At 63.5% G+C, this 26,195-nt stretch carries 21 protein-coding genes; 17 read left to right on the top strand and 4 right to left on the bottom strand.

All coding sequences use genetic code 11. The features are described from left to right. Positions 1–3 precede the first annotated feature (3 nt). On the bottom strand, positions 4–5,451 hold the full coding sequence (locus M1D34_RS21160; RefSeq protein ID WP_498784259.1) for an MG2 domain-containing protein: 5,448 nt from the start codon (positions 5,449–5,451) through the stop codon (positions 4–6). A gap of 241 nt (positions 5,452–5,692) precedes the next feature. Here M1D34_RS21160 and M1D34_RS21155 point away from each other — a divergent pair, with 241 nt between their 5' ends. From M1D34_RS21155 to M1D34_RS21130, 6 genes are all read left to right on the top strand, one after another. Further along, positions 5,693–6,484, top strand: coding sequence for a DeoR family transcriptional regulator (locus M1D34_RS21155; protein ID WP_015008315.1), 792 nt, complete (start codon positions 5,693–5,695; stop codon positions 6,482–6,484). Between the two features lie 95 nt (positions 6,485–6,579). Continuing rightward, complete coding sequence (deoC, locus tag M1D34_RS21150; RefSeq protein WP_015008314.1) at positions 6,580–7,584, top strand: deoxyribose-phosphate aldolase; 1,005 nt, start codon at positions 6,580–6,582, stop codon at positions 7,582–7,584. A gap of 4 nt (positions 7,585–7,588) precedes the next feature. Further along, on the top strand, positions 7,589–9,973 hold the full coding sequence (locus M1D34_RS21145) for an aldehyde dehydrogenase family protein (RefSeq protein ID WP_498784255.1): 2,385 nt from the start codon (positions 7,589–7,591) through the stop codon (positions 9,971–9,973). Between the two features lie 125 nt (positions 9,974–10,098). Then, complete coding sequence (locus M1D34_RS21140) at positions 10,099–10,554, top strand: RbsD/FucU family protein (RefSeq protein ID WP_003534359.1); 456 nt, start codon at positions 10,099–10,101, stop codon at positions 10,552–10,554. A gap of 20 nt (positions 10,555–10,574) precedes the next feature. Then, positions 10,575–11,003, top strand: coding sequence for an OsmC family protein (locus tag M1D34_RS21135; protein ID WP_498784253.1), 429 nt, complete (start codon positions 10,575–10,577; stop codon positions 11,001–11,003). Between the two features lie 32 nt (positions 11,004–11,035). Further along, positions 11,036–11,830, top strand: a complete 795-nt coding sequence (locus M1D34_RS21130) for a dimethylarginine dimethylaminohydrolase family protein (protein WP_017266707.1) — start codon at positions 11,036–11,038, stop codon at positions 11,828–11,830. A gap of 210 nt (positions 11,831–12,040) precedes the next feature. Here the strand turns inward: M1D34_RS21130 and M1D34_RS21125 are convergent, their stop codons facing one another. After that, positions 12,041–13,414, bottom strand: coding sequence for an FAD-containing oxidoreductase (locus M1D34_RS21125; RefSeq protein WP_498784251.1), 1,374 nt, complete (start codon positions 13,412–13,414; stop codon positions 12,041–12,043). A 238-nt stretch (positions 13,415–13,652) separates the two neighbouring features. Between M1D34_RS21125 and osmF the strand changes: the two genes are divergently transcribed. The 11 genes from osmF (at position 13,653) to M1D34_RS21070 (ending at position 24,119) form a co-directional block, all read left to right on the top strand. Beyond that, positions 13,653–14,570 (top strand): glycine betaine ABC transporter substrate-binding protein OsmF, encoded by a 918-nt coding sequence (gene osmF, locus M1D34_RS21120; RefSeq protein ID WP_498784249.1) that lies wholly within the window; start codon positions 13,653–13,655, stop codon positions 14,568–14,570. 77 nt (positions 14,571–14,647) lie between these two features. Further along, positions 14,648–15,847 carry an ABC transporter permease gene (locus M1D34_RS21115; protein WP_017266704.1) on the top strand — a complete coding sequence of 400 codons (1,200 nt, stop codon included), beginning with the start codon at positions 14,648–14,650 and terminating at the stop codon, positions 15,845–15,847. Beyond that, positions 15,844–16,779, top strand: a complete 936-nt coding sequence (locus M1D34_RS21110) for an ABC transporter ATP-binding protein (protein ID WP_498784247.1) — start codon at positions 15,844–15,846, stop codon at positions 16,777–16,779. The genes M1D34_RS21115 and M1D34_RS21110 overlap by 4 nt, the downstream gene beginning before the upstream one ends. Positions 16,780–16,781: 2 nt before the next feature. Then, positions 16,782–17,519, top strand: a complete 738-nt coding sequence (locus M1D34_RS21105) for an ABC transporter permease (protein ID WP_003534352.1) — start codon at positions 16,782–16,784, stop codon at positions 17,517–17,519. Positions 17,520–17,706: 187 nt separating this feature from the next. Further along, on the top strand, positions 17,707–18,867 hold the full coding sequence (locus M1D34_RS21100) for a Gfo/Idh/MocA family protein (protein WP_017263827.1): 1,161 nt from the start codon (positions 17,707–17,709) through the stop codon (positions 18,865–18,867). Between the two features lie 12 nt (positions 18,868–18,879). Further along, positions 18,880–19,764 (top strand): carbohydrate ABC transporter permease, encoded by an 885-nt coding sequence (locus M1D34_RS21095; RefSeq protein ID WP_088198567.1) that lies wholly within the window; start codon positions 18,880–18,882, stop codon positions 19,762–19,764. Next, positions 19,761–20,618 carry a carbohydrate ABC transporter permease gene (locus M1D34_RS21090; RefSeq protein WP_003534349.1) on the top strand — a complete coding sequence of 286 codons (858 nt, stop codon included), beginning with the start codon at positions 19,761–19,763 and terminating at the stop codon, positions 20,616–20,618. The genes M1D34_RS21095 and M1D34_RS21090 overlap by 4 nt, the downstream gene beginning before the upstream one ends. A gap of 29 nt (positions 20,619–20,647) precedes the next feature. Beyond that, positions 20,648–21,877, top strand: coding sequence for an ABC transporter substrate-binding protein (locus M1D34_RS21085; RefSeq protein ID WP_498784244.1), 1,230 nt, complete (start codon positions 20,648–20,650; stop codon positions 21,875–21,877). A gap of 88 nt (positions 21,878–21,965) precedes the next feature. Next, a complete protein-coding gene (locus M1D34_RS21080) occupies positions 21,966–23,099 on the top strand; it encodes an ABC transporter ATP-binding protein (RefSeq protein WP_498784242.1) in 1,134 nt (377 codons plus the stop codon). 2 nt (positions 23,100–23,101) lie between these two features. Beyond that, complete coding sequence (locus M1D34_RS21075) at positions 23,102–23,602, top strand: GNAT family N-acetyltransferase (protein ID WP_498784240.1); 501 nt, start codon at positions 23,102–23,104, stop codon at positions 23,600–23,602. Positions 23,603–23,735: 133 nt separating this feature from the next. Next, the gene (locus M1D34_RS21070) at positions 23,736–24,119 is read left to right on the top strand and encodes a VOC family protein (protein WP_498784238.1); all 384 of its coding nucleotides are present in this window, start codon (positions 23,736–23,738) and stop codon (positions 24,117–24,119) included. 77 nt (positions 24,120–24,196) lie between these two features. Here the strand turns inward: M1D34_RS21070 and M1D34_RS21065 are convergent, their stop codons facing one another. Both M1D34_RS21065 and M1D34_RS21060 read right to left on the bottom strand, forming a co-directional pair. Then, on the bottom strand, positions 24,197–25,669 hold the full coding sequence (locus tag M1D34_RS21065; RefSeq protein ID WP_498784236.1) for a M81 family metallopeptidase: 1,473 nt from the start codon (positions 25,667–25,669) through the stop codon (positions 24,197–24,199). A gap of 22 nt (positions 25,670–25,691) precedes the next feature. Continuing rightward, complete coding sequence (locus M1D34_RS21060) at positions 25,692–26,183, bottom strand: hypothetical protein (RefSeq protein ID WP_041915185.1); 492 nt, start codon at positions 26,181–26,183, stop codon at positions 25,692–25,694. Positions 26,184–26,195: the final 12 nt, after the last annotated feature.

The raw sequence follows: 26,195 nt of genomic DNA, 5'->3' as shown, positions 1-26,195 counted from the left end.
GTCCTACTGGGCTGCCTGCACCTCCATGCGGCCCGTCGCCGTGCGCGCCGAGAATTGCGGCCGGTACATGTCCTCGACGTTCGCGGCCGGATGGTCGTAGGTGCCGGGCGTCACCGCGCGCACGACATAGGCGAGCGTGATCTCGCGGTTGTCGCCCGTCGAACGGTCGAAGGCGGCCACGAAGCGGTCGCTGCGGAATTCTGTATGGGCAGCCTCGACTTCGCCGATCCATTCGAAATTCGAGAGCTGGGCGCTGTCGACGAGACTTGGATTGTCGATCTCGAAACCGGCGGGCAGGAGATCGGTGATGAGCACCCGGGACGGCCAGTCGTTGGTCTCGGTCACCTTCAGCACCACGACATAGCGCTCGTTCTGCCGGGCCTCGCTGACATTGGCCGCCGTCCCGTCGAGCGTGTAATAGCTCCGCTCGATGGCGAAGCCTTCGCCGCCGGCCGAGAGCGGCTGCGCCGGCGCCGCCACCGTCGTGACCACGGCGGAGACCGCGTCGGTGCCTTCGTTGCGGATAACGACCGAATGCTCGATCAGCGCGTCGCCGGTCATGTGGGCGGCGTAACTGCCCGTGCGCGCTGCTCCGTTGACCTCGATCCTCATGTCCTCGTCGCCCCCCTGGATCGCGCGTGCGGCAAGGAGCATCCAGGTCTGTTCCTGGGTGCTCGTGTATCTAGCCTGCTGCCACTCCCGGGCAACGACCCTGGATAGCTCGGGAATGATCGGCGGCACGGGCCGGCTCTCGGCTGCCAGCGCCAGCACGGCCGCGCCGTCGCGAAGCGAAGAGCCGTAGTCGGAGCGGGCGAGGCTGACATTGACGAGCCCGGTCGACATGTTGGCCGCGGCCGCGAAGATATCCTGCGAGCGCCGGGCATCGCCATAGAGCGCGAGCGCCGCGGCGATATGGGCCTTGGCGAGCGGGGTCGGGAAATCGCCGAGCATCGCGTCCGCATAATAGCGCAGATCGCTGATAGCGGCCTTGCGGTTGCGCGCAAGGACATAGAGCGCATAGGCGATCTCGTTGCCGCGGTCCTTGACGTTGGTCTCGTAGCTCAGCGCGTTCTGCAGGTTCTCGAGTGCCTGCACCATCGATTGTTCCGGCACGTCGAATTTCTGTTCCCGCGCGCGGGTAAGGAAATCGGTGACGTATGCATCGAGCCAGAGATCGCCGGAGCCGGGGCTCCAAAGGCCGAAACTGCCGGCGGAGGATTGATATGCAAGGACCCGATAGATCGCCTCCTGCACGCGCTTCTTCACACCTTCGTCGTCGCCAAGCCCGGCTTGCTTGGCAAGCTCGCTGAGATAGAGCAAGGGCAAGGCGCGGCTCGTCGTCTGCTCGGCGCAGCCGTAGGGATAGCGGTCGAGCGTCATCAGAAGCGCCGGGATGTCGAAGGCGGCTGAACGCGTCACGTTGAGGCTGACCGAAGCGCCCTGCAGCAGGCTGTCGGCAAGCAATTGCTCGTCCACCGTGAGGCTGCTGCCGGCGGCGACATTGACGACATGACGCTGTGTGACCGGAAGGGCAGCCGGGCGGACAGGAATGTTCAGCGTCTGCTCCAGCGACAGGCCCGCGGCGTTCGAGAGCCTGACGGTGACGAGACCGTCTCCCGGATACTGGCCGGCGAGCGGCAGAGTCAGAGCGGATTTGCCGCCGGCGTCGAGGTTCACCATCTCGGCCGCTGTCTGTTCGACGGTGACCGGGCCGTTGGTCGTGACCTGCAGCTGATAATCGCCCGCCGGCCCGTCGGTGTTGGCGACATCGAGCCGCAATTCGGCCCGGTCTCCCGGCGCCAGGAACTTCGGGAGGCTTGCGGTCACGACGACCGGATCGCGGATGACCACGTCCTTAACCGCGTGGCCGACGCCGGATTTCGTCCAGGCGACCGCCATGATCCGCGCCGTTCCGTTGAATTGCGGAATGTCGAAGCGCATGTTCGCCATGCCTTCGGCGTCGAGCTTGATGGCGCCCGAGAAGAAGGCGACGAGCTTTTCGGTTGGGGGGCTGCCCTGGAGCGGCATTTGTCCGCCGTCGCCGCCCGTGCGCAGCCGGCCGGTCGCGCCGAGCGAGCCGTCGATCAAGCGTCCGTAGAGATCGCGCATCTCGAGGCCGAGCCGCCTCTGACCGAAATACCATCCGTCGGGGTCCGGAGCTTCGTAGCGCGTCAGGTTCAGGATGCCGACATCGACAGCGGCAACCGTGACATAGGCGTCTTCATTGGCGCCGGCGCCCCGTACCTGAAGGCCGATATCGAGCGGCCGGCGCGGCTCGGTTTTCTCGGGCGCGTCCAGGCTGACGGCGAGCTTTCGGTCCGCCGGATCGACGGCGAGCCACTTGATGCCGATCGCCCGCATGGGCATGCGGCTCTCCTGGGCTTCGCCCGGGCGGTAAAGCGTCGCGGTGACATAGGCGCCGGTACCCCAGTCGGCCGTCACCGGCAGTTCCACCTCGCCACCGGTTTCGGCAATGGCCGCGGTCTTCGTCGTCACCAGGGTTTCCGTGCCGACAGTCACCAGCAGTTCGCCGGCAAAGCGCGGCGAGACCTTGAGCTTCGCCGTCTCCCCGACCGCATAGCTCTCCTTGTCGAGAGCGATCTCCAGCCCGTCCGGGGTCTCCGTGGAGGTGGCCTCGACATACCAGCCTGCATCGAACTCAACGCTCGAAGCCGGCCCGTCAAGGGTCGCCGCCTCGATCTCCAGCCGATAACGGCCCCAGCCGACCGGGACCGAAATTTCGGCGCCGTCCTCCGTCACGTCGGCCGAGCCGCTCGCGACCTGTTTCGTGGAGATGACCGGCTCGTATTTCCAGGCGGTGCCGTCGCGATACCACTGATAGTTCCGTTCGACGCTGATCAGCTTCCAGGAGAGACCTGGCATCGCGGTCCTGGTGCCGTCCGCGTCGACGGCGATGACGTGGAATTTCCCGACCGAGTTTTCGGCGAGGTCGCCGGAGAACTCCGGCTTGATGCCGATCACCGGTCCCTCGGGTTTCACCGGAAGGGTCAATGTGCGCTCCACCGCGCGGCCGCCGGCTTCGCGCATGCGAACCGTCACATTGGCGTTGAGCAGCTGCGTCGTTCCGGGGACTTCGGCCAGATCGACATGGAAAACCGACTTGCCGTTTTCATCGAGCGGCTCCAGCCCTTCCAGCGGCAGGCGCGTGTCCTCGCTTGCCTCTTCGTCGGCGAGGCCGAAGAAATAGCCTTCGAACATTTCGCTCCGGCGTGTCGGCCTGACGGCAATTTCGCCTTCGAGCGTCAGACCCGCGGCCGGTGCGCCGTAGAGATAGCGTCCGTCGACGGCGACTTCGACCGGGGTGCCGATCTCAATCGCCTTTGCTTCGCCCGTCAGGTCGAACTCGGTGCGGTCCGGCACGAAATCGTCGACGAGGAACTGCTTCTCGGCAATCGCAGAGCCCTTCGGATCGGTGAAGATCTGCATCGTCCAGGTGCCGCGCATCGCATTTTCAGGGACCGGCAGATCGAGCGTATGCCCGCCGAGCTTGCCGCCGCCGCTGACGAGGCGGCGGTCCTCGACGCCGTCCGGGCGCAGGAAGACGAAGGTCAGCGGCAACTTCTCGATCGCGGCACCGTTGACGTCGCGGGTGAGCGCTGCGGCATGAACGGTTTCGCCCGCGCGATAGATGCCGCGTTCCGTCCAGGCGAAGACGTCGATCGCACCCGGTGCGGCGCGGCCGGTAACGCCTCGGTCGGAAAGGTCGAAGCCGGCGCGCGTCATGTCGAGGAACACGTAGTCGTCGCTACCCTTTCGGGCGGTGATCGCCGCCGGCGTCATGCTGGCCGTGCCGCGGATCAGCCCGGCGGAAAAGGTTGCGCGTCCTTCCGCATCGGTCGTCGCCGTCCCGAGCACCTCATTGTTCTTCGCGACCAGCTGCAATTCGACCTCTGCAAGAGGCTTGGCGCTCGCAAGCGAACGCGCGAAGACGGTAAGCCCATCTGTGCCTGCAAAGGTCGACATGCCGATGTCGGAAACGACGAACCATTGCGTGGCGCGCGCATCCCAATCCTGTGTAAGTCCGGTTCCGGAGCTCGCCGTCAGCACGTAGACGCCGGGCTTGCGCTGCGGCAGAGCCTCGTCGACCGGAAAGCTCGTCACCACTTCCTTGTTCAGCTCGGTCTCGATTTCGATGCTGCCCTGCCAGACCAGCTCGCCGCTCTCGTCCTTGATGCGCTCCTCGCTGTAGCCGTCGATCTGGGTCAGGAACTGGGAGCTCGTGAGCAGCGAAGAGATGTTGCGGTCGCCGATACGGTAGAGCTTGAGCTTGGCACTTTCCGTGTTGACCGAGACGATCGGAATGCCGCGCCGTGCAGTCGAGGGCAGAACGAAGCTGTCGCCGGTGAAGCGGACCATCGGCGCGCGGTCCTTCACGTAGACGTCGAGGCTGACGGGCGTCTCGATGACTTCCTCGACGGAGGAGGGCAGGCCCTGCCTCAGCACGAGTTTGTAACGCTGGCCATGCGCCAGGCCTTCGACGCAGATTTCGCTGCCCTTGGCTTCCACCGCCTTCGGCGCGGCGCCATCGAGCGTCACGAAGGAGGAATAATCGGGACCGTTCTTCAGAAGCGGCTCGGAGAATTGCACGCAGGCGCGGGGGCTGGCGCTGTCTGCATCGACCGTGTGGCCGGTGACCCGAAAACCTTGCCGCGCCTTGAGATCGAGATAAGCCGTCTCGACTGTCTTTGCCTGCACGAGCTCGAGGCTCGCTTTGTAGGACTGGAGCGCGGCACGATAGTTCTGCAGCTTGTCGAGTGCCTGGGCGAGAATGGCCAGCGCATGCGCGCGACTTTGCGTGGTCCGCGTCAGTTGATAGCCGTTGAGCGCGGCAAGGGCGGCTTCGCTCGCCATGTCCGTGCCGCCGTCAAACCGGTTGGCGGCCTCAGCCGTCTCCAGCCACAGCGCACCGTCTTCCGGCGTTATTGCAAGCGCGCCGCGGAAGGCCTTGAGGGAGGCGACGAAGTTGCCGGCCGTCAACTCGCTGCGCGCCGTCTCGATGAGGCCGTTGACCCCGAACCCCTGCTGGTCGTCGGCCAGTACGAGATTCGCCTTCACATCGCGCGCCTGCTGCAGGAGATCATCCGAGACGAAATCGAGGCGCGGCGGTGCCCCGATGTCGGCTTCGCCGGCGGCGGTTTCGGCGACCTTGCCGGCGATGGCCCCCGGGAACGTATTCAACTGGTTGAAGTCGGACTTGAGGAAGCACCACTTCACCTTTGGATTGTAGGTGAAGGCCCTGCAGGAGCGGTCGGCAATGCAGGCACTCTGGCATTGGTCGAGCGATACGTTCTGCTCGGTGCGCAGATCGAAGCCGAAATAGTCGGCATCGTTGGTAATCTCGATCCGGCGTTCGGGCTCGGCCGCTACGACCGGCATTCCCAGGGAAACGAGTGTGAAAAGAAGGGTGGAAAGACCGAGAAACGCGCGCATAGACAAAAGTCCCCCCGACGCTGGCCGCTTCGAATGTACATCACTTTTTCAACCTTCGCTGGGCGTTGTCAATCGAGGAAACGGCGAGTTCAGGGACAACCCGGCCCTGAAGCACGAGCCCACAAGCCAGCTCGTACGGCCAGCTTTGCCCCAGCGGATCGCTTGCGGGCCGAGGGGATCTTGTGATATTTCTCACAGATTAACATTGCGCAAAATGCTTTCTTTATAATTTGGAAGAGCCATGGCCAGCCGCAGGGAAACACGCATTGCCACCTTGTCCGACGCGCTTTCGGCGCGGCGGGTCGTGCACCTGAAAGAGGCGGCGGCGCTGCTAGGCGTATCGGAAATGACCGTCCGCCGTGATGTCGCCGACAACCCTGAACTGTTCGGATATCTGGGCGGGCATATCGTACCGGCCGCTGAGATCGAGGGCGATGCGCCCTACGAGCTTGCCCGCGCGGCCGACAGTCACGCCGGCGCCAAGCGGCAGGCTTGCATTCATGCCGCCCGGCACATTCGCCCCGATGAGACGATTTTCATCGATTGTGGTACGACGCTGGAATACCTGGTCGAGCTGATACCGGACGATTACGCAATCACGGCGATATGTTATTCCCTGAACACGGCCGAAAGGCTGACGCGGAAAACAAATCTCCGCATGGTAATGCTGGGCGGCGTCTATCACCCGTCGTCGGCCTCCTTTTCCGGCGCGCCCGGAATCGAGACGCTCGACCAGCTCGGCATCAATGTCGCCTTTCTTTCGGCGGCCGGAATAGACCCGGCTAGGGGAGCGACCTGCGTCCATTTCCACGAGGTGCCGGTCAAGCAGAAGGTAATTTCGCTGGCGCGCGAGAATTACCTCGTCGCCGACAGCAGCAAGCTCGGCAAGCTGAAGGCGGCTTTCTTTGCTCCGCCCAGTGCTTTCCGGTCGCTTATCACAGAAGACGGCGAAACCGCGTTGGCCGCCGATTTGATGCCTGTGCCGGGAATGTATGAGAGCGGACAACCCCGCCTTGACAGGCGGCGGAAATGATGAAAGTTTAACAAATATCGTGTTAGAAAACTAACATTCTTTTGCTCGCTCTTTGAAGCGCGCCGCCGGTGGTCCGGGAAGAGGGGAGAAATCGGTTGGAAGACCTTGCTCTGAAAAGCGCGGCGGTGCACCCCGCCGGCGCGGGCCATAACTGGCCGCGCAATGACGGTATCGAGCTCGACCTATCCTGGGTGCTCGATCAGCGCGTTAATCTCTCTGCGGCAGAGCGCCGCGTTCAGACGCTGCCTGGCCGGCGCACCGTCAAGAAGGATGCGCAGGCCGCCTGGCTCTTGAAAGCCGTCACCTGCATCGATCTCACGACGCTCAACGGCGACGATACGACCGAGCGCGTCAAACGCCTCTGCGCCAAGGCGCGCCAGCCGGTGCGTCAGGACATTCTTGACGCGCTCGGCATGGGCGATCGAGGCATCACGACCGGGGCGATCTGTGTCTATCATCGCTTCGTTTCGACCGCGGTGGAGGCCCTGGAGGGTTCCGGCATTCCCGTGGCGGCAGTGTCCACGGGCTTTCCGGCCGGTCTCGTCCCGCACGACGTGAAGCTCAGGGAAATCAAGGCCTCGGTTGCGGATGGTGCTCGGGAAATCGACATCGTCATCACACGCGAGCACGTGCTGACCGGAAATTGGCAGGCGCTCTACGACGAAATGCGGGATTTCCGTGCGGCCTGTGGCGATGCGCATGTCAAGGCAATCCTCGCGACCGGCGATCTCAAGACGCTTCGCAACGTCGCGCGGGCTTCGCTCGTCTGCATGATGGCGGGCGCCGACTTCATCAAGACGTCGACAGGAAAAGAAGGGGTGAACGCGACCCTGCTCGTCACCCTCGCCATGCTCAGGATGATCAGGGCCTATGAGGAGAGGACCGGAATCAAGGTCGGCTACAAGCCGGCCGGCGGCATTTCCGTCGCGAAGGATGTGCTGAACTACCAGTTCCTGATGAAGGAAGAGCTTGGGCGGGAATGGCTCGAACCGGACCTTTTCCGCGTCGGGGCATCGAGCCTGCTCGCCGACATCGAGCGCCAGCTCGAACATCATGTCAGCGGCGCCTATTCGGCCCTCAACAGACACCCGATCGGATAATCAGATGAGCGTTGCCACTTTCTTCGACGAAATGTCCTATGGCCCGGCCCCCGAAGCCGATACCGAGGCGCGCGCCTGGCTCGCTCGGCATGAAGGCAAGCTCGGCCACTTCATAAACGGCGCATTCGTCGGTTCAGCATCCGGCAAATCCTTCGACACGTTCGAGCCCGCAACGGGCAAATTGCTCGCGAAAATCGCACATGGCGGGCGCGACGACGTGAACGCGGCGGTGGCGGCAGCGCGCAAGGCGCAGGGCCCGTGGGCAAAGCTCTCCGGACATGCCCGCGCCCGGCACCTCTATGCGCTCGCGCGCCTAATTCAGCGCCATGCGCGCCTGATCGCCGTCGTCGAAGCGCTCGACAACGGCAAGCCGATCCGGGAAACGCGCGACATCGACATACCGCTTGCCGCTCGCCATTTCTATCATCATGCCGGCTGGGCACAGCTACAGGAGACGGAATTCGCCGACCAGGTGCCCGTGGGCGTTGTCGGACAGGTCATCCCCTGGAACTTCCCCTTCCTGATGCTCGCCTGGAAGGTTGCGCCGGCGCTGGCGCTCGGCAATTCCGTCATCCTGAAGCCTGCGGAGTTTACGCCCTTGACGGCGCTGCTCTTCGCGGAGCTTGCCGCTGCAGCGGGTCTCCCCCCGGGCGTGCTGAACGTGGTGACGGGCGAGGGCGAGACGGGGGCGCTGATCGTCGAGCACGAGGATATCGACAAGATCGCCTTTACCGGCTCGACCGAAGTCGGACGCCTCATCCGCGAGAAGACAGCGGGGAGCGGCAAGTCGCTGACGCTGGAGCTTGGCGGCAAGTCGCCCTTCATCGTCTTTGACGATGCCGATATCGACGCGGCGGTCGAAGGCGTCGTGGATGCGATCTGGTTCAATCAGGGCCAGGTCTGCTGCGCCGGTTCACGCCTTCTGGTGCAGGAGGGCGTGGCGCCGGTCTTTCATGACCGGTTGAAGCGGCGCATGGAGACGCTCCGCGTCGGTCATCCGCTCGACAAGGCGATCGATATGGCGGCGATCGTCGCGCCGGTGCAGTTGCAGCGAATCGACGAGCTGGTGGCGAAGGGCGTCGCCGAAGGCGCATCGATGCATCAGCCGAAGATCGAACTTCCGAAGGGCGGCAGCTTCTTTCGGCCGACGCTGTTGACCGGCGTCCAGCCGACTTCCGTCGTCGCGACCGAGGAAATCTTCGGGCCGGTGGCCGTATCGATGACCTTCCGTACGCCGGAGGAGGCGATCCAGCTTGCAAATCATAGCCGCTACGGCCTTGCAGCGAGCGTCTGGAGTGAAACGATCGGTCTTGCCCTGCATGTTGCCGCAAAGCTTGCGGCCGGTGTCGTCTGGGTCAATGCGACCAACCTCTTCGATGCGTCGAGCGGCTTCGGCGGAAAGCGCGAATCCGGCTTCGGCCGCGAGGGCGGGCGAGAGGGCTGCTACGAATATCTGAAGCCGAAGGCCTGGATGGGGCGCAAGCTGCGCCCCGAACACGGCTCGCCGGCTCCGAGGCAGGCTGCCGGTGATTTCGCCGTTCCGCCGCTCGATCGCACTGCCAAGCTCTTCGTCGGCGGCAAGCAGGCGCGGCCGGACGGCAACTATTCGCGGCCCGTGCTTTCCCCGAAAGGCAAGGTGATCGGCGAAGTCGGCGAGGGCAACCGCAAGGATATCCGCAATGCCGTCGTCGCGGCGCGGGGCGCCTCGGGCTGGTCTTCGGCAACAGCGCATAACCGCGCCCAGATCCTCTATTACATCGCGGAGAACCTGAGCAGCCGCGGGGCGGAATTCGCCGACCGCATCGCCGCCATGACGGGGGCCTCGGCAGCCAATGCCCGAGCGGAGGTCGAAGCTTCGATCGCCCGGCTGTTCAGCTACGGAGCCTGGGCGGACAAATACGAGGGCACCGTGCACCAGCCGCCCCTGCGCGGCGTGGCACTGGCCATGCCGGAACCCCAGGGCGTCGTCGGCGTCATCTGCCCCCCGGAAGCGCCGCTGCTCGGGCTTGTCAGTCTCGTGGCACCGCTGATTGCAGTCGGAAACCGGGTGGTCGCCGTGCCGAGCGAAGCGCATCCTCTGGCTGCGACCGACTTCTATTCGGTCCTCGAGACCTCGGACGTGCCGCCTGGCGTCATCAATATCGTCACCGGACCTGCGATCGAACTCGCCAAGGCACTCGCCGCGCACAACGACGTGGACGCGCTCTGGGCGTTCGGCTCGCCGGAACTTTCGACACTCGTCGAGAAGCTGTCCGTCGGCAACCTCAAGCGGACCTTCGTGGATTACGGCAAGGCGATCGACTGGACGGATCGCTCAGCCGCCGAAGGACAGGCGTTCCTGCGGCGCGCGGTTGACGTCAAGAACATCTGGATTCCCTACGGCGAATAGCCTCCCGCTCTTGGATGAGCGGGTGGTCGTTCCATCGGAAGCGTGGAGAAAGAGCAACAGGCTGTTGACGGCGCGCGCCAGAAACGGCCTGATGCGACCGCGCTTTGCAGTGGAGGAGGACAGGAATGCTCAAGAATATCGACCCGGCTCTCAATGCCGATGTGCTGCACGCGCTGCGATCGATGGGCCATGGCGACACGCTGGTGATTTCCGACACCAATTTCCCGTCGGACGCCATCGCCCGGCAGACCACGCTCGGCAAACTGCTGCACATCGACAATGTTTCTTCGGCGCGCGCGGTAAGGGCGATCCTTTCGGTCCTACCGCTCGACACGCCGCTTCAGCCCTCGGCCGGGCGCATGGAAGTCATGGGGGCGTCGGACGAGGTCCCGGCGGTGCAGCGCGAGGTGCAGGCCGAGATCGACCGCGCCGAAGGGAAGCCGGCTCCGATGTACGGCATCGAGCGCTTTGCCTTCTACGAGGAAGCAAAGAAGGCCTACTGCGTCATCACCACCGGCGAGACGCGATTCTACGGCTGCTTTCTTTTCACCAAGGGCGTCATTCCCCCGGAAAGCGCCTGAGCCGCGCGAGGTTACGCCCTATGGCCGAGCTCAAAGTGAGGACGCGGGAAACTGGCGCGACCGCCGCAGTCGGCCGCACCGGCTTTCCGCATGTGAGATCGCTGACCGGCGGCGAACTCGATATCGTCACCAGTCCTTCTCAGCCGGGATTCGGGCCGCTCGACCTTCTTTACGCATCGCTCGCGAGCTGTCTGGTGCTCAGCGCACGCATCGCCGCGAGCCGTTTCGGCGTGCTCGACCGGCTCACGGACGTTTCGGTCAAGGTAACCGGTGAGAAGGCCCATGACGAGCCGTCGCGCGTCGCGCGGTTCGATATCGCCTTCGTTATCAAGGGCGATTTCGACGACACCGTGCGCCACGCCATCATGGAGGCGGCGGAGGAGGAGATCTGCACAGTCAGCAACACGTTGCGCGGCAGTCCGGATTTCGTAAGCACCGTGTCCGCTTAAATAAAAACCAACCAGAGGGAGAAGAGTCCGCGATGACGCGTCCGGCCTATCAATTCAATTCCATCATCGTGCGCTCGCCGTCACGATCGGTCGTCAACGGCTTGCGCGCGGAGGATCGCGGCAGCCCCACCTACGAGGGAGTGAAGGCCGAGCACGACGCCTATGTCGAGGCGATGCGCGATGCCGGCGTGAAGGTCACGCTCCTGCCGGCGCTCGAAACCTTTCCGGACTCGATTTTCGTGGAGGACCCCGCTCTGGTCTTCACAGAGGGGGCGGTTCTGCTTCGGCCGGGAGCGGCCACGCGCGTCAAGGAAGTCGAGGAAATCGCGCCGACGCTGCGTGACATGTTCGAGACGGTACTCGACCTGCCGCAAGGCTACGCCGACGGCGGCGACGTGCTGACGACGCGGGAAAGCGTGATGATCGGCCTGTCGGCGAGAACCGACAAGGCGGGCGCGGCGGCGCTGCAGGCCTGCCTCGAAAAGCTCGGGCGCAAGAGCGAGGTCGTCGCGACCCCGGAGGGCGTCCTGCATTTCAAGACAGACTGCTCGCTCCTCGACGACGAGACGATCCTTTCCACCGATCGTCTTGCACGATCCGGCGTCTTCGGGAAGTTCAGGCAGATGATCATTCCAGAGGGAGAAGAGCCGGCTGCAAACGCACTGCGCGTCAACGACGTGGTCTTGGTCGGCTCCGATTTTCCCAGGACGATCGAGATGCTCGACAGGGCCGGCTATAGGGTCGTCCCGCTGAAGACCACGGAGATAGGCAAGATCGACGCGGGGCTTTCCTGCATGTCGCTGAGGTGGTTCAGCGAAAAGGTTTGACGGGAGCCGTGCAGGACGGCGTGTGATCTGCGCCCGTCGGGGCCCGTGCGGCCCCTCATCTGCCTGCCGGCACCTTCTCCCCGCAAGCGGGGCGAAGGGACAAGCCGAGAGTGCCTATTTCAAAGTGGACCAAGACGGTAGCCGCGAGTCCCCTTCGCCCCCCTTGCGGGGAGAAGGTCGCGGCAGCGGGATGAGGGGCAAACCCCGACCCTACGCCGACGACAGATCTCCGAACACCGTCGGGATGAGTTCCGACACGGTCGGGTGGATGTGCACCGCGCGGGCGATCATCGTGTAGGGTTTCTTCGCATACATCACGTCAAGGATGCTCTGGATCGCCTCGTCGCCGCCCGTTCCGAGGATGGATGCGCCGAGAATCCCGTCGGTTTCCGCATCGACGATGACTTTCATGAAACCCTGCGTTTCGCCCTTTTCGACCGCGCGGCCGACCCTTGTCATGGGGCGCGTCCCGATCAGGAGCTTGTGTCCTTTCTTGCGGGCCTCGGTCTCGGTCATGCCGGCGCGGCCGAGCGGCGGGTCGATATAGAGGGCGTAGGTCTGGATGCGGTCGCTCACCCGGCGCGGATCGTCGTCGATGAGATTGGCGGCGACGATCTCGAAGTCGTTATAGGAGGTGTGCGTGAAGGCGCCGCGGCCGTTGCAGTCTCCCATTGCGAAAATATGCGGAACATTGGTGCGCAGGCTGTCGTCGACCTCGATATAGCCCCGTTCGTTGGTCTTCACGCCCGCCTTGTCCAGGCCGAGATCATCCGTATTGGGGTGGCGGCCGGTCGCAAGCAGCACATGCGAGCCGCTCACCTCCGGCTCGCCCGATGTGCAATCCACGCCCACGGCTATGCCGTCCGCATGGTTCGAGAAGCGGATGCATTCCGCATTCGTGCGTATTTGAACGCCTTCGTTCTCGAGGATCTCACGGATCGCGTCGGAGACCTCCGGATCCTCCCGCCCGATCAGCCGCGCGCCCTTTTCGATGACGGTGACGTCGGAGCCGAAGCGGCGGAACATCTGGGCGAATTCGAGCCCGATATAGCTGCCGCCCACCACGACGAGATGTTCCGGCAGCTCGGCAAGGTCCATGATCGAACTGTTGGTGAGATAGGGGACGTCGTTCACGCCGGGCAGATCGGCAACTGCGGCACGGCCGCCCACATTGACGAAGATCCGCTCCCCCGAAATCAGTTCGTCGCCGATGCGGACCTCACGCGGACCTTCGAAACGGGCGTGGCCCTCGAAGACGGTGCAGTTCTTCATACCCTTGAGCCACTTCTCGACGCCTGAGCGGGCATCGAGCCGGACCTTTTCCTTTCGCGCCATGACGCGACCGAAATCGACCGAGACAGGCCCTGTCGTCATGCCGTATTCGGCTCCGCGTCGGGCGGTGTGGATCGCATAGGCGCTCGCGACCATCGCCTTGGTCGGCATGCAGCCGGTATTGACGCAGGTGCCGCCGAAAAGCTTGCGCTCGATCAGCGCAACGGTCTTGCCCGCATCCGACAACCGTCCGGCGAGTGAAGGTCCCGCCTGGCCGGCACCGATGATGATCGCATCGAAATGCTTGTTCATGACAACCTCCGGGGAGATGCTGGCGCCGGGCGGAAGAGTGGTCCACATTACGTCCGATTGCAATGCGCATCGACGGCAACGCGCGCCGGCCGATCCGGAGGGCGCCATGGAACGGATCTCAAGTGCAGACAGCTTAAGCTCGATTTTTTCCGGAAAGCTGACATATATGGAACGTCTTGGCCGGACGCAGCGCGGAAAGCGTGATCAAAATTCGAGATCAAAACCGAGGGAGACAATCATGCGACTGAACTTCACAAGGACACTGATCGGTGCCGCCATTGCGCTTGCACTCACCACCGCGGCCGCCGAAGCCGACGTCGTCGTTTCCTCGAAGATCGATACGGAGGGCGGCGTTCTCGGCAACATCATCCTCTCGGTCCTGAACGCCAACGACATCAAGACGACGGATCGCGTGCAACTCGGCGCCACTCCTGTCGTGCGCAAGGCGATCATCGCCGGCGAGATCGACATTTATCCCGAATATACCGGCAACGCCGCCTTCTTCTTCGAGAAGGCCGACGATCCGGCCTGGAAGGATGCGGCGAAAGCCTATGAAGAGGCGAAGAAGCTCGACTATGACGCCAACAAGATCGTCTGGCTGACGCCGTCGCCGGCCAACAACACCTGGGCGATCGCGCTGCGCAAGGACGTTGCCGAGAAGAACAACCTCAAGACTCTCTCGGATTTCGGCAAGTTCGTTTCTGGCGGCGGCGAGGTCGTGCTCGCGGCTTCGTCGGAATTCGTCAACTCCGCCGCCGCCTTGCCTGCGTTCCAGACGACCTATTCCTTCAAGCTGAAACCGGAACAGCTCATCACGCTCTCCGGCGGCGATACCGCCGCGACGATCGCGGCTGCGGCAAACCAGACGAACGGGGCCAATGCGGCAATGGTCTACGGCACCGATGGAGGCATTGCGCCCTCCGGTCTCGTGGTTCTCGAGGACGACAAGGCCGTCCAGCCGGTCTATCAGCCGGCGCCGATCATCCGCGAAGCGGTTCTCAAGGAAAATCCGGCGATCGAAGAGATCCTGAAGCCCGTCTTCGAAAAGCTCGACCTCACCACCCTGCAGGAGCTCAATGGCCGCGTGCAGGTCGGCGGCGAGTCGGCCAAGGCCGTTGCCGAGGACTTTCTGAAGGCAAACGGCTTCCTGAAATAGCTTGACGTCGGGGGAGGGCGCTGGTCCGATAAGATTCGACCGCGCTCCTCCTTCACCTGCCTCGAACGGACCGCTGAATGGCGACTGGCATCATCCAGACAAGGGAACGCTTGGCCTTCCGTTTCGACAAGCTCGGCCTGATCATCGCGATCCTCGTCCTCTATGGCGCTCTCGTTGCGCCTTTCGCGACGTTTCGTGCAAACCGGATCATTCAGGGCGAAGCGCGGGCAATCCTGGAGGCACTTCCGCCGCCGCTCGGCTACGGGCTCCTCGCCCTCGTGGTTGCCGGCGCCGGCGTCGCGTTTCTGAGGACGCCGCGCCTCTTGCGGATGGCCGTGGCACTGGCTGCGCTGGCAGCTCTCGCCCTTCTAATCGGGGTGGCGGCCGATCACCTGACGCCGCCGGACAACAGCTTTGCACGCGTGTCTCCGGCTTCCGGCTTCTGGGTTCTGGTCTTCGCCTTCTCGCTGTTGCTCGCGGATGCCTTGACCCGCCTCAATCCGGGGCCTGGTCTGCGGCTTCTCGTTTTCGCGGGCGTCCTCGTCCTCGCTGGAGGAATGCTCGTCACCGGCCGCTGGGACGACCTTTCGATCATGAAGGAATATGCCAACCGCGCCGACCTGTTCTGGACCGAGGCAGGCCGTCACGTGACGCTGGCGCTCGGCTCGCTGGTCGCAGCGACCGTCGTCGGATTGCCGCTCGGCATTCTCTGTCACCGCGTCGAACGGCTTCGGGCCGGCGTGCTCAATGTCCTGAACGCCATCCAGACGATCCCTTCCATTGCACTTTTCGGCATTCTGATCGCGCCGCTCGGCTGGGTCGCGGCGAATGTTCCCGGCGCTGCGGCGATGGGCATCCGCGGCATCGGTGCCGCCCCTGCCTTCGTCGCGCTCTTCCTCTACTCCCTGCTGCCTGTCGTCGCCAACACAGTCGTCGGGCTTGCCGGCGTGCCGCACGCGGCCAACGACGCGGCGCGGGGCATCGGCATGACGGACCGCCAGCGCCTCGTCGCGATCGAGTTTCCGCTGGCCTTTCCGGTGATCCTGACCGGCATCCGCATCGTGCTGGTGCAGAACATCGGGCTTGCGACGATCGCCGCCCTTATCGGCGGCGGGGGTTTCGGCGTCTTCGTCTTCCAGGGGGTGGGTCAGACGGCGATGGACCTGGTGCTGCTCGGCGCCATTCCGACTGTCGTGCTGGCCTTTACCGCGGCGATCGTGCTCGACGCGCTAGTCGAGATGACCCTGCCGAACCGCAGCCGAGGCAACGCCGCATGATCGAAATCGAGGAAATAACCAAGCGCTATGGCGACACGACGGTCGTGAGCGACGTGTCGCTGACGGTCGCGCCGCATACGGTCACCGTCGTCGTCGGAACCTCCGGCTCCGGCAAGACGACGCTCCTCAGAATGATCAATCGCCTCGTGGAGCCGACGGCAGGGACGATCAGGATAGACGGCGAGGACAATCGGTCGATTCCGGGTTTCGAGCTGCGCCGGCGTATCGGCTACGCCATTCAAGGCCATGGCCTCTTCCCGCACAGGACGGTCGCGCAGAACATTGCGACCGTGCCGACGCTGCTCGGCTGGGAGAAAGCCCGCATCGATGCCAAAGTCGAGGAGCTGCTGAAGCTGTTCCAGCTCGATCCCTCGGAATTCGGACCGCGCTACCCTCACGAGCTTTCCGGCGGGCAACAGCAGCGCGTGGGCGTTGCAAGGGCACTTGCGGCGGAGCCCAACGTACTCCTGATGGACGAGCCCTTCGGCGCGCTCGATCCGATCATCCGCGCCAAGGCGCAGGACGACCTCGCCGCCATCCAGAAACATTTCGGCACCACGATCATCCTCGTCACCCACGACATGGAAGAGGCCTTCCACCTTGCCGACAGGATCGCGGTGATGGACAAGGGCGAGGTGGTGCAATATGCGACGCCCGCCGAAATGCTCGTCAGGCCCGCCACGCCCTTCGTCGAGACGCTGGTCGGCGCCAGCGAGCGTCCATTCCGGTTGCTCGACATCGAAACGGTCGGCGAGGCGGTCGAGCCCGGCTCGGCCGAGGGCCGGCCGGTTCCGGAAGTTCTCAGCCAGCGTGACGCGCTGTCGCAGCTTCTGTGGACGGGCCGTTCGGCACTGCCGGTCGCGGCGGCGGACGGCTCGATCCTGGGCAAGATCACGCTCGAAGCGATCGTGAAGCGTGCGGCGAGGCGGTAGTGATGGCTACGCTGCCCAATCTGTTTCGGCTGACCGTGCTCGCCGTGTTGGTGACTTTCCTGGTGCAGCCCGCCTGGTTCGAGCCTCTGTTGAAACCTCTGGTGCAGGAGAACGCGCCGGCCGTCTACAACCAGGGCAGCTTGTTCTGGCTGACGGTCCTGCACTTGCGGACTGTGTTCGTCGCGACGGTGGCTGCGACCATCGTCGCCGTATCACTGGCGATCATCGTCACGCGGAGGGCCGGCGCCGAGTTTCTGCCGCTCTCGCGCAGTCTGGTGAACATCGGCCAGACTTTCCCGCCGGTGGCGGTCCTCGCGCTTGCGGTACCGATTTACGGCTTCGGCGAGAAGCCGACCCTGATCGCCCTTTTCCTCTACGGCCTTCTGCCGATCTTCGAAAATGCCCTGACGGGACTGACCACTCTGCCGCCGACGGTGATGGAGGCCGCACGCGGCGCGGGAATGACCGGCCGCCAGCGGCTCTTCAGGATCGAGCTTCCGCTGGCGCTGCCCGTGATCCTGACGGGCATCCGCCTTTCCGTCGTGATCAGTCTCGCGACGGCGACGATCGGCTCGACGGTCGCGGCCAAGACGCTCGGCGAGGTGATCATCGCCGGACTTCAGTCCAACAATCTCGCTTTTGTCCTCCAGGGCGGCTTGATCGTTGGAGCGCTTGCCGTCCTCATTCACGATGCGCTCCAGGGGCTCGAACGGGCATTCGCGGGTCGAGCGCACATCTGAAGCGCCGCGCGTCCAATCGAATAGATGCGATGCGTCAGGCCGACAGCTTGCGCATGAGCTAAGCTTAACGCCAGAATGAAAATGAATTTCACAATTTGGCGCATTTTCCGATTTTTCATTGACGCAATGAAAAATCTGTCCCAGTCTACGAAAAATAATTACGCCGAGACAAGGGAACAGCGCGAGCATGAAAGTCGGGATAATCGGACTCGGATTCCGTCTGGGATACCTGGGCTATGTCTTCAAGGCGATCGACGAAGCCTTCGAGATCGCAGGATATGTGGATCCCGAGCCGGCCGGCCTTGCCACGCTTACCGAGAAAGGCATTTCCGCCGGCAGGGCCTACGCCACGCCTGAAGAGCTCATCGCCGGCGAAAAGCTCGATCTCCTGATGATCGGCTCGCCGAACCACATGCATCTCGATCATATCCGTATCGGCCTCGAGGCGGGGCTCAAGATCTTCTGCGAGAAGCCCATCGTCAGCACGATCGAGCAGAGCCTGGAACTTGCGGCGCTGCTTTCGAAACACGGGCCCGACCGGCTGATGGTCGGCCTCGTGCTGCGTTATGCGCCGCTCTATCGTGACCTGCGCGCCGCGCAAGCCGCGGGAACGCTCGGCCACGTGGTTTCGATCGAGGCCGCCGAGCACATAGAGCCCTATCATGGCGCGTTCTTCATGCGCGATTGGCGCCGCTATGGACGCTATGCCGGAAGCTTCATGCTCGAGAAATGCTGCCACGACCTCGATCTCTACAACGGCGTGGTCGGCGCGCGCCCGGAACGCGTTGCCAGTTTCGGCGGCCGCAAGAGCTTCATTCCGGCCAATGACCCCAGCCGCGACGGCGTAAACGACCTACAGCTTTTCCACCGCAAGCCGAGCGGCTGGCTCGGCTCCGACAAGGTCTTCGACAGTGACGGCGACATCATCGACTATCAGGTCGCCATCGTCGAATATGCCAACGGCGTCGCGATGAACTTCCACACCAACCTCAACGTGCCGGACCAGTTCCGCCGCTTTTGCGTCGTCGGATCGCGCGGCATGGCGGAGGGGGACTTCATCCGCGGCTATCTGGACGTGCACGAGGTGCTGTCGGGCCGGAAGGTGGTGGAGAAGCGCTACGCCAAGGAGACGGCGCTTTCGCAACACTACGGCGCCGACGAGCAGATGGCGGCCGAGATCATCGCGCATGTGCGGGATGGCGGTCCCCTGCCGGTCTCGCCGCTCGATGCGCTGGAAGCGGGCATTCTGGCGCTGTCCATGGACGAGGCGCGGATGAAGAGGACGGTCGTCGATCTCCGGCCGCTCTGGGACCGCTTCGACGAAGCCCTGCATGCCCGTGCGGCTTGAGAGGGGGAGGGGATGAGCGTTCGGCGCAGCACGATCATCTTCGCCTGGGTCCTGCTCCTTCCGGCCGTCTTCTACGTGACGGTTATCGTCGCCTATCCGCTGGTCGATACCTTCGTCCTGTCCTTCACCGATGCCTCGCTGAAGAAGACGACCAAATGGGTCGGCACGGCCAATTACGACAAGATCTTCAACGCCACCTTCGCGGAAGTGATCCTCCGCACCTTCGTCTGGACCGCCTTCTCGGTGACGATCAAGATGATCATCGGCACATTCGGCGCGGTGATGCTGAACGCCGCAGTGCCGGGGCGGGCGCTTTTTCGCGTGCTCACCATGCCGCCGTGGATCGTGCCCATGGCGATCGGCATCTTCATGTGGGGATGGATGTATAACGGCCAGTTCGGAATGATCTCCGGGACGCTCCAGAACTGGGGGCTCGTGGACGGTCCGGTCGCCTTCCTGGCGCATGGCTCCACCGCTTTCTGGGCGACCATCATCACCGACGTCTGGATCGGCGTGCCCCTGGTGACGCTCTACATGCTCGCCTCGATGCAGGCGATCCCCCAGGATCTCTACGAGGCCGCCTGGACCGACGGAGCAGGGCGCTTCTACCGCTTCCGCCGCATCACCCTGCCGCTCCTCGTGCCGTCGATGATCACCATGTCGATGCTGTCGCTGATCGCCACCTTCAACTCGTTCGACATCATCTGGATCCTGACCCAGGGTGGGCCGAACGGCGACACGACGACGATGATCATCGACACCTACCGGACCGCGATCGGCTCGAAGAAATACGGGGAGGGCGCCGCGCGCGCCGTGCTGATCTGCATCTTCCTGTCGATCTTCTGCATCGCCTATTTCCGCGTCACGCACCGCCTTGCCACGGGAGAAAGCCGATGAGCCAGCCCGCAATGATCAACCGCTACCGCTGGTACGAGCTCGTCGGCATCTATGCGGGCATCTTCGTCTTCCTGACCTTCATCCTCGCGCCTTTCGTCGAAGGCTTCCTCGTATCGCTTAAGCCGCTGAGCCGCCTCTTTTCCTCTCCCTACCGCTTCTGGCCGGAGAACGGTTCCTTCGAGGCCTATCGCACCATGTGGGTGAGCGTGCCGGGCTTCGCCCGCTACATCTTCAACTCCTTCTTCATCTCCATCATCGTGACAGCCGTCGTGCTGGCGCTGGTGGTGCCGGCGGCCTATGCCTTTGCACGTTTCAAGTTCCGCGGCAGCGGGGCGCTGCTTGCGGCTTTCCTGGCGGTCAACATGTTCTCGGGCGCCGTGCTGCTCATCCCCCTCTTTCGGCTGATGCGCAGCTTCGGCGTGCTGAACACCTATTTCGCCATGATCGTGCCGGGTGTCGCCTTCCTGATCCCCTCCGCTATCTGGCTTCTGCGCACCTACATGATGCGCATCCCGCGCGAGCTGGACGAGGCAGCCTTCGTGGACGGCGCAAGCCACTTCTACACGCTTCGCCGGGTGATCCTGCCGATCGCCATGCCGGGCATCACCGTAGTGGCGATCACCACCTTCATCGGCTCCTATGCCCAGCAGTTCATTTTCGCGCTGACCTTCAATTCGAAGAGCGAGTACATGCCGCTGCCCGTGGGCCTTTTCGCCTATTTCGGCCGGCAGGAAGTGGTCTGGAACGAGCTGATGGCGGCAAGTTTCGTCGGCATCGCCCCGGCCGTGATCGTGATCTTCTTCCTTCAACGCTATCTCGTCAGCGGCCTGACCGCCGGCGCGGTGAAACAATAAGCAACCATTAAAACAGGGGAGTTTCATCAGTGACTATTGCCTACAAAGCTACCTTTCTCACGCTTGCGCTGCTCGGATCGACCGCTCTCGGCAGCGCCGCAGCACAGGCCGCGGACCAGGAGATCAGCTGGATCTATTGCGGCGACACGATCGATCCTATCCACGAGAAATACATCAAGGAATGGGAGGGGAAGAATCCCGGCTGGAAGGTGACGCCCGAAGTCGTCGGCTGGGCTCAGTGTCAGGACAAGGCGACGACGCTTGCCGTGGCCGGGACTCCGGTCGGCATGGCCTATGTCGGATCGCGCGCGCTCAAGGAGTTCGCCGAGAACGAATTGATCGTTCCGGTCCCGATGACCGAGGAGGAGAAAAAGGGCTACTATCCGAATATCGTCGACACGGTGACGTTCGAGGGAACGCAGTGGGGCGTGCCTATCGCATTTTCCACCAAGGCACTCTACTGGAACAAGGACCTTTTCAAGCAGGCCGGTCTCGACCCGGAAGTCCCGCCCAAAACCTGGGCCGAGGAGATCGCCTTCGCCAAGCAGATCAAGGAAAAGACCGGCATTGCGGGCTACGGACTTCCGGCCAAGACCTTCGACAACACGATGCACCAGTTCATGCACTGGGTTTATACCAATAACGGCAAGGTCATCGACGGCGACAATATCGTCATCGACAGCCCGGAAGTCCTTGCCGCCCTGCAGGCCTACAAGGACATCACTCCCTTTTCGGTCGAGGGGGCGACGGCTTACGAGCAGAACGAAATCCGCGCCATCTTCCTTGACGGGAAAGTCGGCATGATCCAGTCGGGCTCCGGAGCTGCCGCCCGACTGAAGGACACAAAGGTGAATTGGGGTGTAGCGCCGCTGCCGCTCGGCCCTTCGGCCAAGGGCGAAGGCACGCTGCTGATCACCGACAGCCTTGTGGTGTTCAAGGATACGGGTGTCGAAGAAAAGGCGATCGAGTTCGCCAAGTTCATCACCTCTCCCGGCCCGCAGGGCGAGTACGAGTTGCAGGGCGGCGCAGGCCTTACGCCGCTTCGGCCGTCTCCGAAGGTGGACGAATTCGTCAAGGCCGATCCGTCCTGGAAGCCGTTTATCGACGGGATCGCCTATGGCGGGCCGGAGCCGCTTTTCAAGGACTTCAAAGGGTTCCAGAACACGATGATCGAGATGGTCCAGTCGGTAGTCACCGGGAAGTCCGAGCCGGCAGATGCCTTGAAGAAGGCGGCCGCCGACCTTGAACAGTACAAGTAAACCCGCCGGGACCGCGGGGCTTCGGCTCGGCGGTCCCGCCTTCCATATTGGCGGAAATGCCGCTGCGCCGGTGGCCGGAGACAGTTTATTGGGACAGCTCACTCTCAACAAGGTTCAGAAATTCTACGGCACCTACGAGGTGCTGAAGAGCATCGAGCTCGAAGTCGGGAATGGCGAATTCGTGGTCTTTGTCGGGCCTTCCGGCTGCGGCAAGTCCACATTGCTCAGAATGATCGCGGGGCTTGACGAGACGACCGCCGGCGACATCGTCATCGACGGGAAGCGCGTCAACGATCTGCCGCCGGTCAGGCGCGGCATCGCCATGGTCTTCCAGTCCTATGCGCTCTACCCGCATATGAGCGTGTTCGAGAACATCGCCTTTCCGCTCCGGGTCGAGAAAATGCCCGAGGAGAAACTGAAGGCGAAGGTCGAACATGCCGCCCGCATATTGCATCTCGACCAGCGGCTGGAGCAGAAGCCCGGCATGCTTTCGGGCGGCCAGCGCCAGCGCGTGGCGATCGGCCGGGCGATCGTGCGCGAGCCGAAGATCTTCCTCTTCGACGAGCCTCTGTCGAACCTCGACGCGGCACTGCGCGCCGACATGCGCATCGAGCTTGCGAAACTGCACCGGCAATTGAAGGCGACGATGATCTACGTCACGCACGACCAGGTCGAGGCGATGACGATGGCGGACCGGATCGTCGTGCTGAATGCCGGTGAGATCGCCCAGACGGGAGCGCCGCTGGAGCTCTATCACAAGCCCGCCAACATGTTCGTCGCCGGCTTCATCGGGCATCCGAAGATGAACTTCCTGCCGGTCGCCTGCACCGGCGTCACCGACGCCGGTGTGGAAGTCGACTACAAGGGGCAGACTATCCTCGTGCCGGTCGTTCCCCGCGCGGGTATGGCCGGCCGAACCCTGACGCTCGGCGTCCGGCCGGAACACATCCAGATGGGTGCCGCCGACCTGACGCTGACGGTCACCCCATCGGTAATCGAGCGTCTCGGCGCTCACACCGTGGCCTATGTGGCGCTCGACGGGGAGGGCGAGAACTATTGCGCCATGCTGCCGGGAACGCTCGCGATCCGCGCGGACGAACCGATCAGGACCGGCATCCGCGCCGTCGACTGCCATCTCTTCGACGAGAAGGGCACCGCTTTCGAGCGCCGGGTCGAGATGACCGACATCGACATGGCGCTCTTCGACCCGGCGGCGGCGTAATCGTGAGCGCGACGATCAGACTGCTTGGCATCGATGAAGCCGAGGCCTTCCGCAGCATTCGGCTGGAGGCGCTTCGGAAGGAGCCTGCCTCCTTTGCCAGCAGCGCCGAAGATTGGGAAAAGCTGCCGGACGAGGAGTGGCGGCGCAGAACCGTCGGTAACCCTGTCTTCGTTGCCTTCCAGAACGACGTTCCAGTCGGCATCATGGGCCTGATGCGTCAGAGCGCCAGCAAGATGGCGCATCGCGCAACGCTCGTCATGGTCTATCTGCGCCGGGAACTGCGCGGAACCGGGCTTGCGAAGCGGCTTCTGGATGCTGTCGCGGATTACGCACGAAACGAGGGCATCAAACAGCTGGAGCTTGCCGTCAGCGCCGACAACCCGACGGCGATCCGATTTTACCATCGCGAGGGCTTTTCCGTAGCCGGCCGCATTCCAGGCGGTTTTCTTCACGAGGGTCGGGAGATCGACGATGTCATCATGGTGAAACGCATCGCCGATTAACCCGTCCCACATGCGGCCGCCCCTCGCCGCACATGGCGGCAAAAGCGAGGTGGGGCCAGCAGTTGCGAAAGGACATTGACGTCACGAGCAATCGCGCGAGAATCGGTGACGCATTCAGGATCGGGAGGCGGGAATGTCGGAAACAACCGTCAACGTGCGTTACATGGTGAACGACGTCGAGGCTTCGGTCGAATGGTACACGAAGCATCTCGGCTTTTCGCTTCTCTCCAACCACGCTCCCGCTTTCGCGGATGTCAGGCGGGGAGCCCTGCGGCTATTGCTGAGCGGCCCATTGAGCTCAGCGGGCCGGCCAATGCCGGACGGCGAACGTCCTGCGCCGGGCGGCTGGAACCGGATTCATCTCATCGTCGAGGACCTGGCTGTCGAGGTCGAGCGGCTGCGCGCCGCCGGCGTCAGGTTTCGCAACGACGTCGTGACCGGACCCGGCGGATCGCAGATACTGCTGATTGATCCTTCCGGCAACATTGTAGAGCTGTTTCAGCCGGCGGCTCGCTGACGATTGCAGGTCCCAAGATCAGCTCGGAAATTTCCGACTTGTCGGCTCGCTTCCTTCAGCCGGCGCGCCTATGAGGTTCACAAGCCTCCCGCCAACCCGTGCGGGTCGGACGTCATCGGCCAGATGTCGCGCCTTGCGCGCCGATAGGGAGTCCGCGCCGGGTCGTTGGGGTAGGGCGTCCCGGCAGAGCAATAGAGGATCTCGGACGCGATCTTGGAGAATGAGGCGAAGAAGTGGTTCGTGGATTTGATCACGAGGATTTTTTTCGACGTGGGATCGATGCCCATCACGGAGAAAAGGCTCGGGTCGAAGCTCTGGGCGCGCGTCGTGTTCAGGATGATGTCGATGCCATGCAAGCGGATATGAACGGCGTCGCCGAAGGGGGCGAAGCTCTCTCCGAAGCGCATTTCCGCATTGCGCACCAGCTTGACCACCTTGACGATGCCATCGATCGGCCGCCCCGTGCCGGGCCCGGATTTCGCGCCGAAGCGCAAGGGGATCTCGGCGCCTTCGCCGGCCGCCATGCAGATCTGCACGGCCATGGGATCCCAGATCGTGCCGATCGCCGTGTCGGTCGCGTTCCTCGCAATGAGTTCCTCCAGCACGACCGTCGCATCGCCCGCCGTGCCGCCGCCTGGATTATCCCACATATCGGCAATCACCACGGGACCGGCCGGAGCCGCCAGCGCCTGTGCCACTGCCTGGCGTTCGTCGATCTCCGGCATGCGATAGGTGCCGCGGCGGGAGAAGAGCTCGAGACCCAGCTCACGGGCGAGAGCCTCGCCTTTCTCCGCCTTGCCGTTGGTAACGACCAGCATCCTGGTGCCCATTTCCGCCACGTCGCCGGCCATGAATCCATGCACGACGGACAATGACAGCACATCGGCATCGTCCCGCTCGATCTGCATCAGCTTGTCCACGAAGCTGCGCATGGGGTCGCGCGAGGTGGGGAAGACGTCTATCATCCTGCAGTCGAAAACGGACATCACCGGCGTTACGCGGCCCTCGAGCGTATCGATCGCGATCCGCCAGAGGTCTTCGGCGCGTTCGACGAAATCGGTGTGCGGGAACTCCTTGAAGAAGACGAAGAAATCCGCGGCCGCCACTCTCCTTGCGGTGAGGTGGCTGTGCGGGTCGAGTTCTGCGCTGACGAGCACGTCCGGACCTACGATTTCGCGCACGCGCTGAAGCAGGTCGCCTTCGGTATCCTCGCAGCCGTCGGCGACCATTGCCCCATGCAGGCCCAGAACGACGGCATCGACGGGCAGGGCGGCACGCAATTGGCCGAGAATTTCGTCGCGCAGATCCTCATAGGTCTGGCGATTGACGAGACCGGCAGGATCCGCCCAGGCTGCGGTGCCTTCGATCAGTTCCCAGCCTTTTTTCGCGGTCACGCGGCGGCCTACGGTGATCGGCGCGGTGCAGAGCGTCGGCGTTTCGGGGTGCTTTCCGGGCGGAGCGTAAAGCGATGCCTCGAATGCGCGCCTGTCGATGCAGATGGGAGAAAAGGTGTTCGTCTCGGTCGCGAGCGCCGCCGTGAAGATGCGCAATGGCTTCGCCTTGTCCGTCAACTCAGTTCGACCCCATCGGATTGGGGAGATAGCCGGTGAAGCCGCAGATTTTCCACCGGCCCCGGTGGAGGCGGCAATAGTAAACCGTCTGCCACTTCATCACGTCGAACGTGCCGTCCGCTTTCTTCAGCCCGCCGTCGAATTTCTTGCGCGCAAGGGCAAGCTCTCCGTCGACCTCGATGTCTTCCAGGGTCGTGGTGGTGAAGATCGCCTCCCGCGGGTCCTCGGCAAAGGACTGCCCGGCGAAGTCCCGCGCCTGGCGCAGCCATTCGTCGCGATAGACGGCGAGCGAGGGAAAGGTGAGCCGCCATTTGTCCGGGTTCGTCTCCCGCCGTCCGTCGATGCCGATGAAGCTCTCCTCGACGAAATCGTCGGCCACCATCGACCAGTCGGCGGCCAGGAACGCGTCGATATCGCGGGTGACCAACATCTCCCATATGGAATGGCGCGCCGCGTCGCTTTCTGGAAACGGATTCTGGAAGGGATCCCGCATGTATTTTCGCCC

Source organism: Ensifer sp. D2-11 (genome assembly GCF_054161295.1).
This window is presented reverse-complemented; position numbering and strand designations above follow the sequence as displayed.

Coding starts and splice junctions, on each gene's coding strand:
- M1D34_RS21070 (WP_498784238.1), top strand. CDS start 23,736: ATGTCGGAAACAACCGTCAACGTGCGTTACATGGTGAACGACGTCGAG.
- M1D34_RS21140 (WP_003534359.1), top strand. CDS start 10,099: ATGCTCAAGAATATCGACCCGGCTCTCAATGCCGATGTGCTGCACGCG.
- M1D34_RS21160 (WP_498784259.1), bottom strand. CDS start 5,451: ATGCGCGCGTTTCTCGGTCTTTCCACCCTTCTTTTCACACTCGTTTCC.
- M1D34_RS21130 (WP_017266707.1), top strand. CDS start 11,036: ATGACGCGTCCGGCCTATCAATTCAATTCCATCATCGTGCGCTCGCCG.
- M1D34_RS21090 (WP_003534349.1), top strand. CDS start 19,761: ATGAGCCAGCCCGCAATGATCAACCGCTACCGCTGGTACGAGCTCGTC.
- M1D34_RS21135 (WP_498784253.1), top strand. CDS start 10,575: ATGGCCGAGCTCAAAGTGAGGACGCGGGAAACTGGCGCGACCGCCGCA.
- osmF (WP_498784249.1), top strand. CDS start 13,653: ATGCGACTGAACTTCACAAGGACACTGATCGGTGCCGCCATTGCGCTT.
- M1D34_RS21110 (WP_498784247.1), top strand. CDS start 15,844: ATGATCGAAATCGAGGAAATAACCAAGCGCTATGGCGACACGACGGTC.
- M1D34_RS21095 (WP_088198567.1), top strand. CDS start 18,880: ATGAGCGTTCGGCGCAGCACGATCATCTTCGCCTGGGTCCTGCTCCTT.
- M1D34_RS21125 (WP_498784251.1), bottom strand. CDS start 13,414: ATGAACAAGCATTTCGATGCGATCATCATCGGTGCCGGCCAGGCGGGA.
- M1D34_RS21145 (WP_498784255.1), top strand. CDS start 7,589: ATGAGCGTTGCCACTTTCTTCGACGAAATGTCCTATGGCCCGGCCCCC.
- M1D34_RS21115 (WP_017266704.1), top strand. CDS start 14,648: ATGGCGACTGGCATCATCCAGACAAGGGAACGCTTGGCCTTCCGTTTC.
- M1D34_RS21060 (WP_041915185.1), bottom strand. CDS start 26,183: ATGCGGGATCCCTTCCAGAATCCGTTTCCAGAAAGCGACGCGGCGCGC.
- M1D34_RS21100 (WP_017263827.1), top strand. CDS start 17,707: ATGAAAGTCGGGATAATCGGACTCGGATTCCGTCTGGGATACCTGGGC.
- M1D34_RS21105 (WP_003534352.1), top strand. CDS start 16,782: ATGGCTACGCTGCCCAATCTGTTTCGGCTGACCGTGCTCGCCGTGTTG.
- M1D34_RS21155 (WP_015008315.1), top strand. CDS start 5,693: ATGGCCAGCCGCAGGGAAACACGCATTGCCACCTTGTCCGACGCGCTT.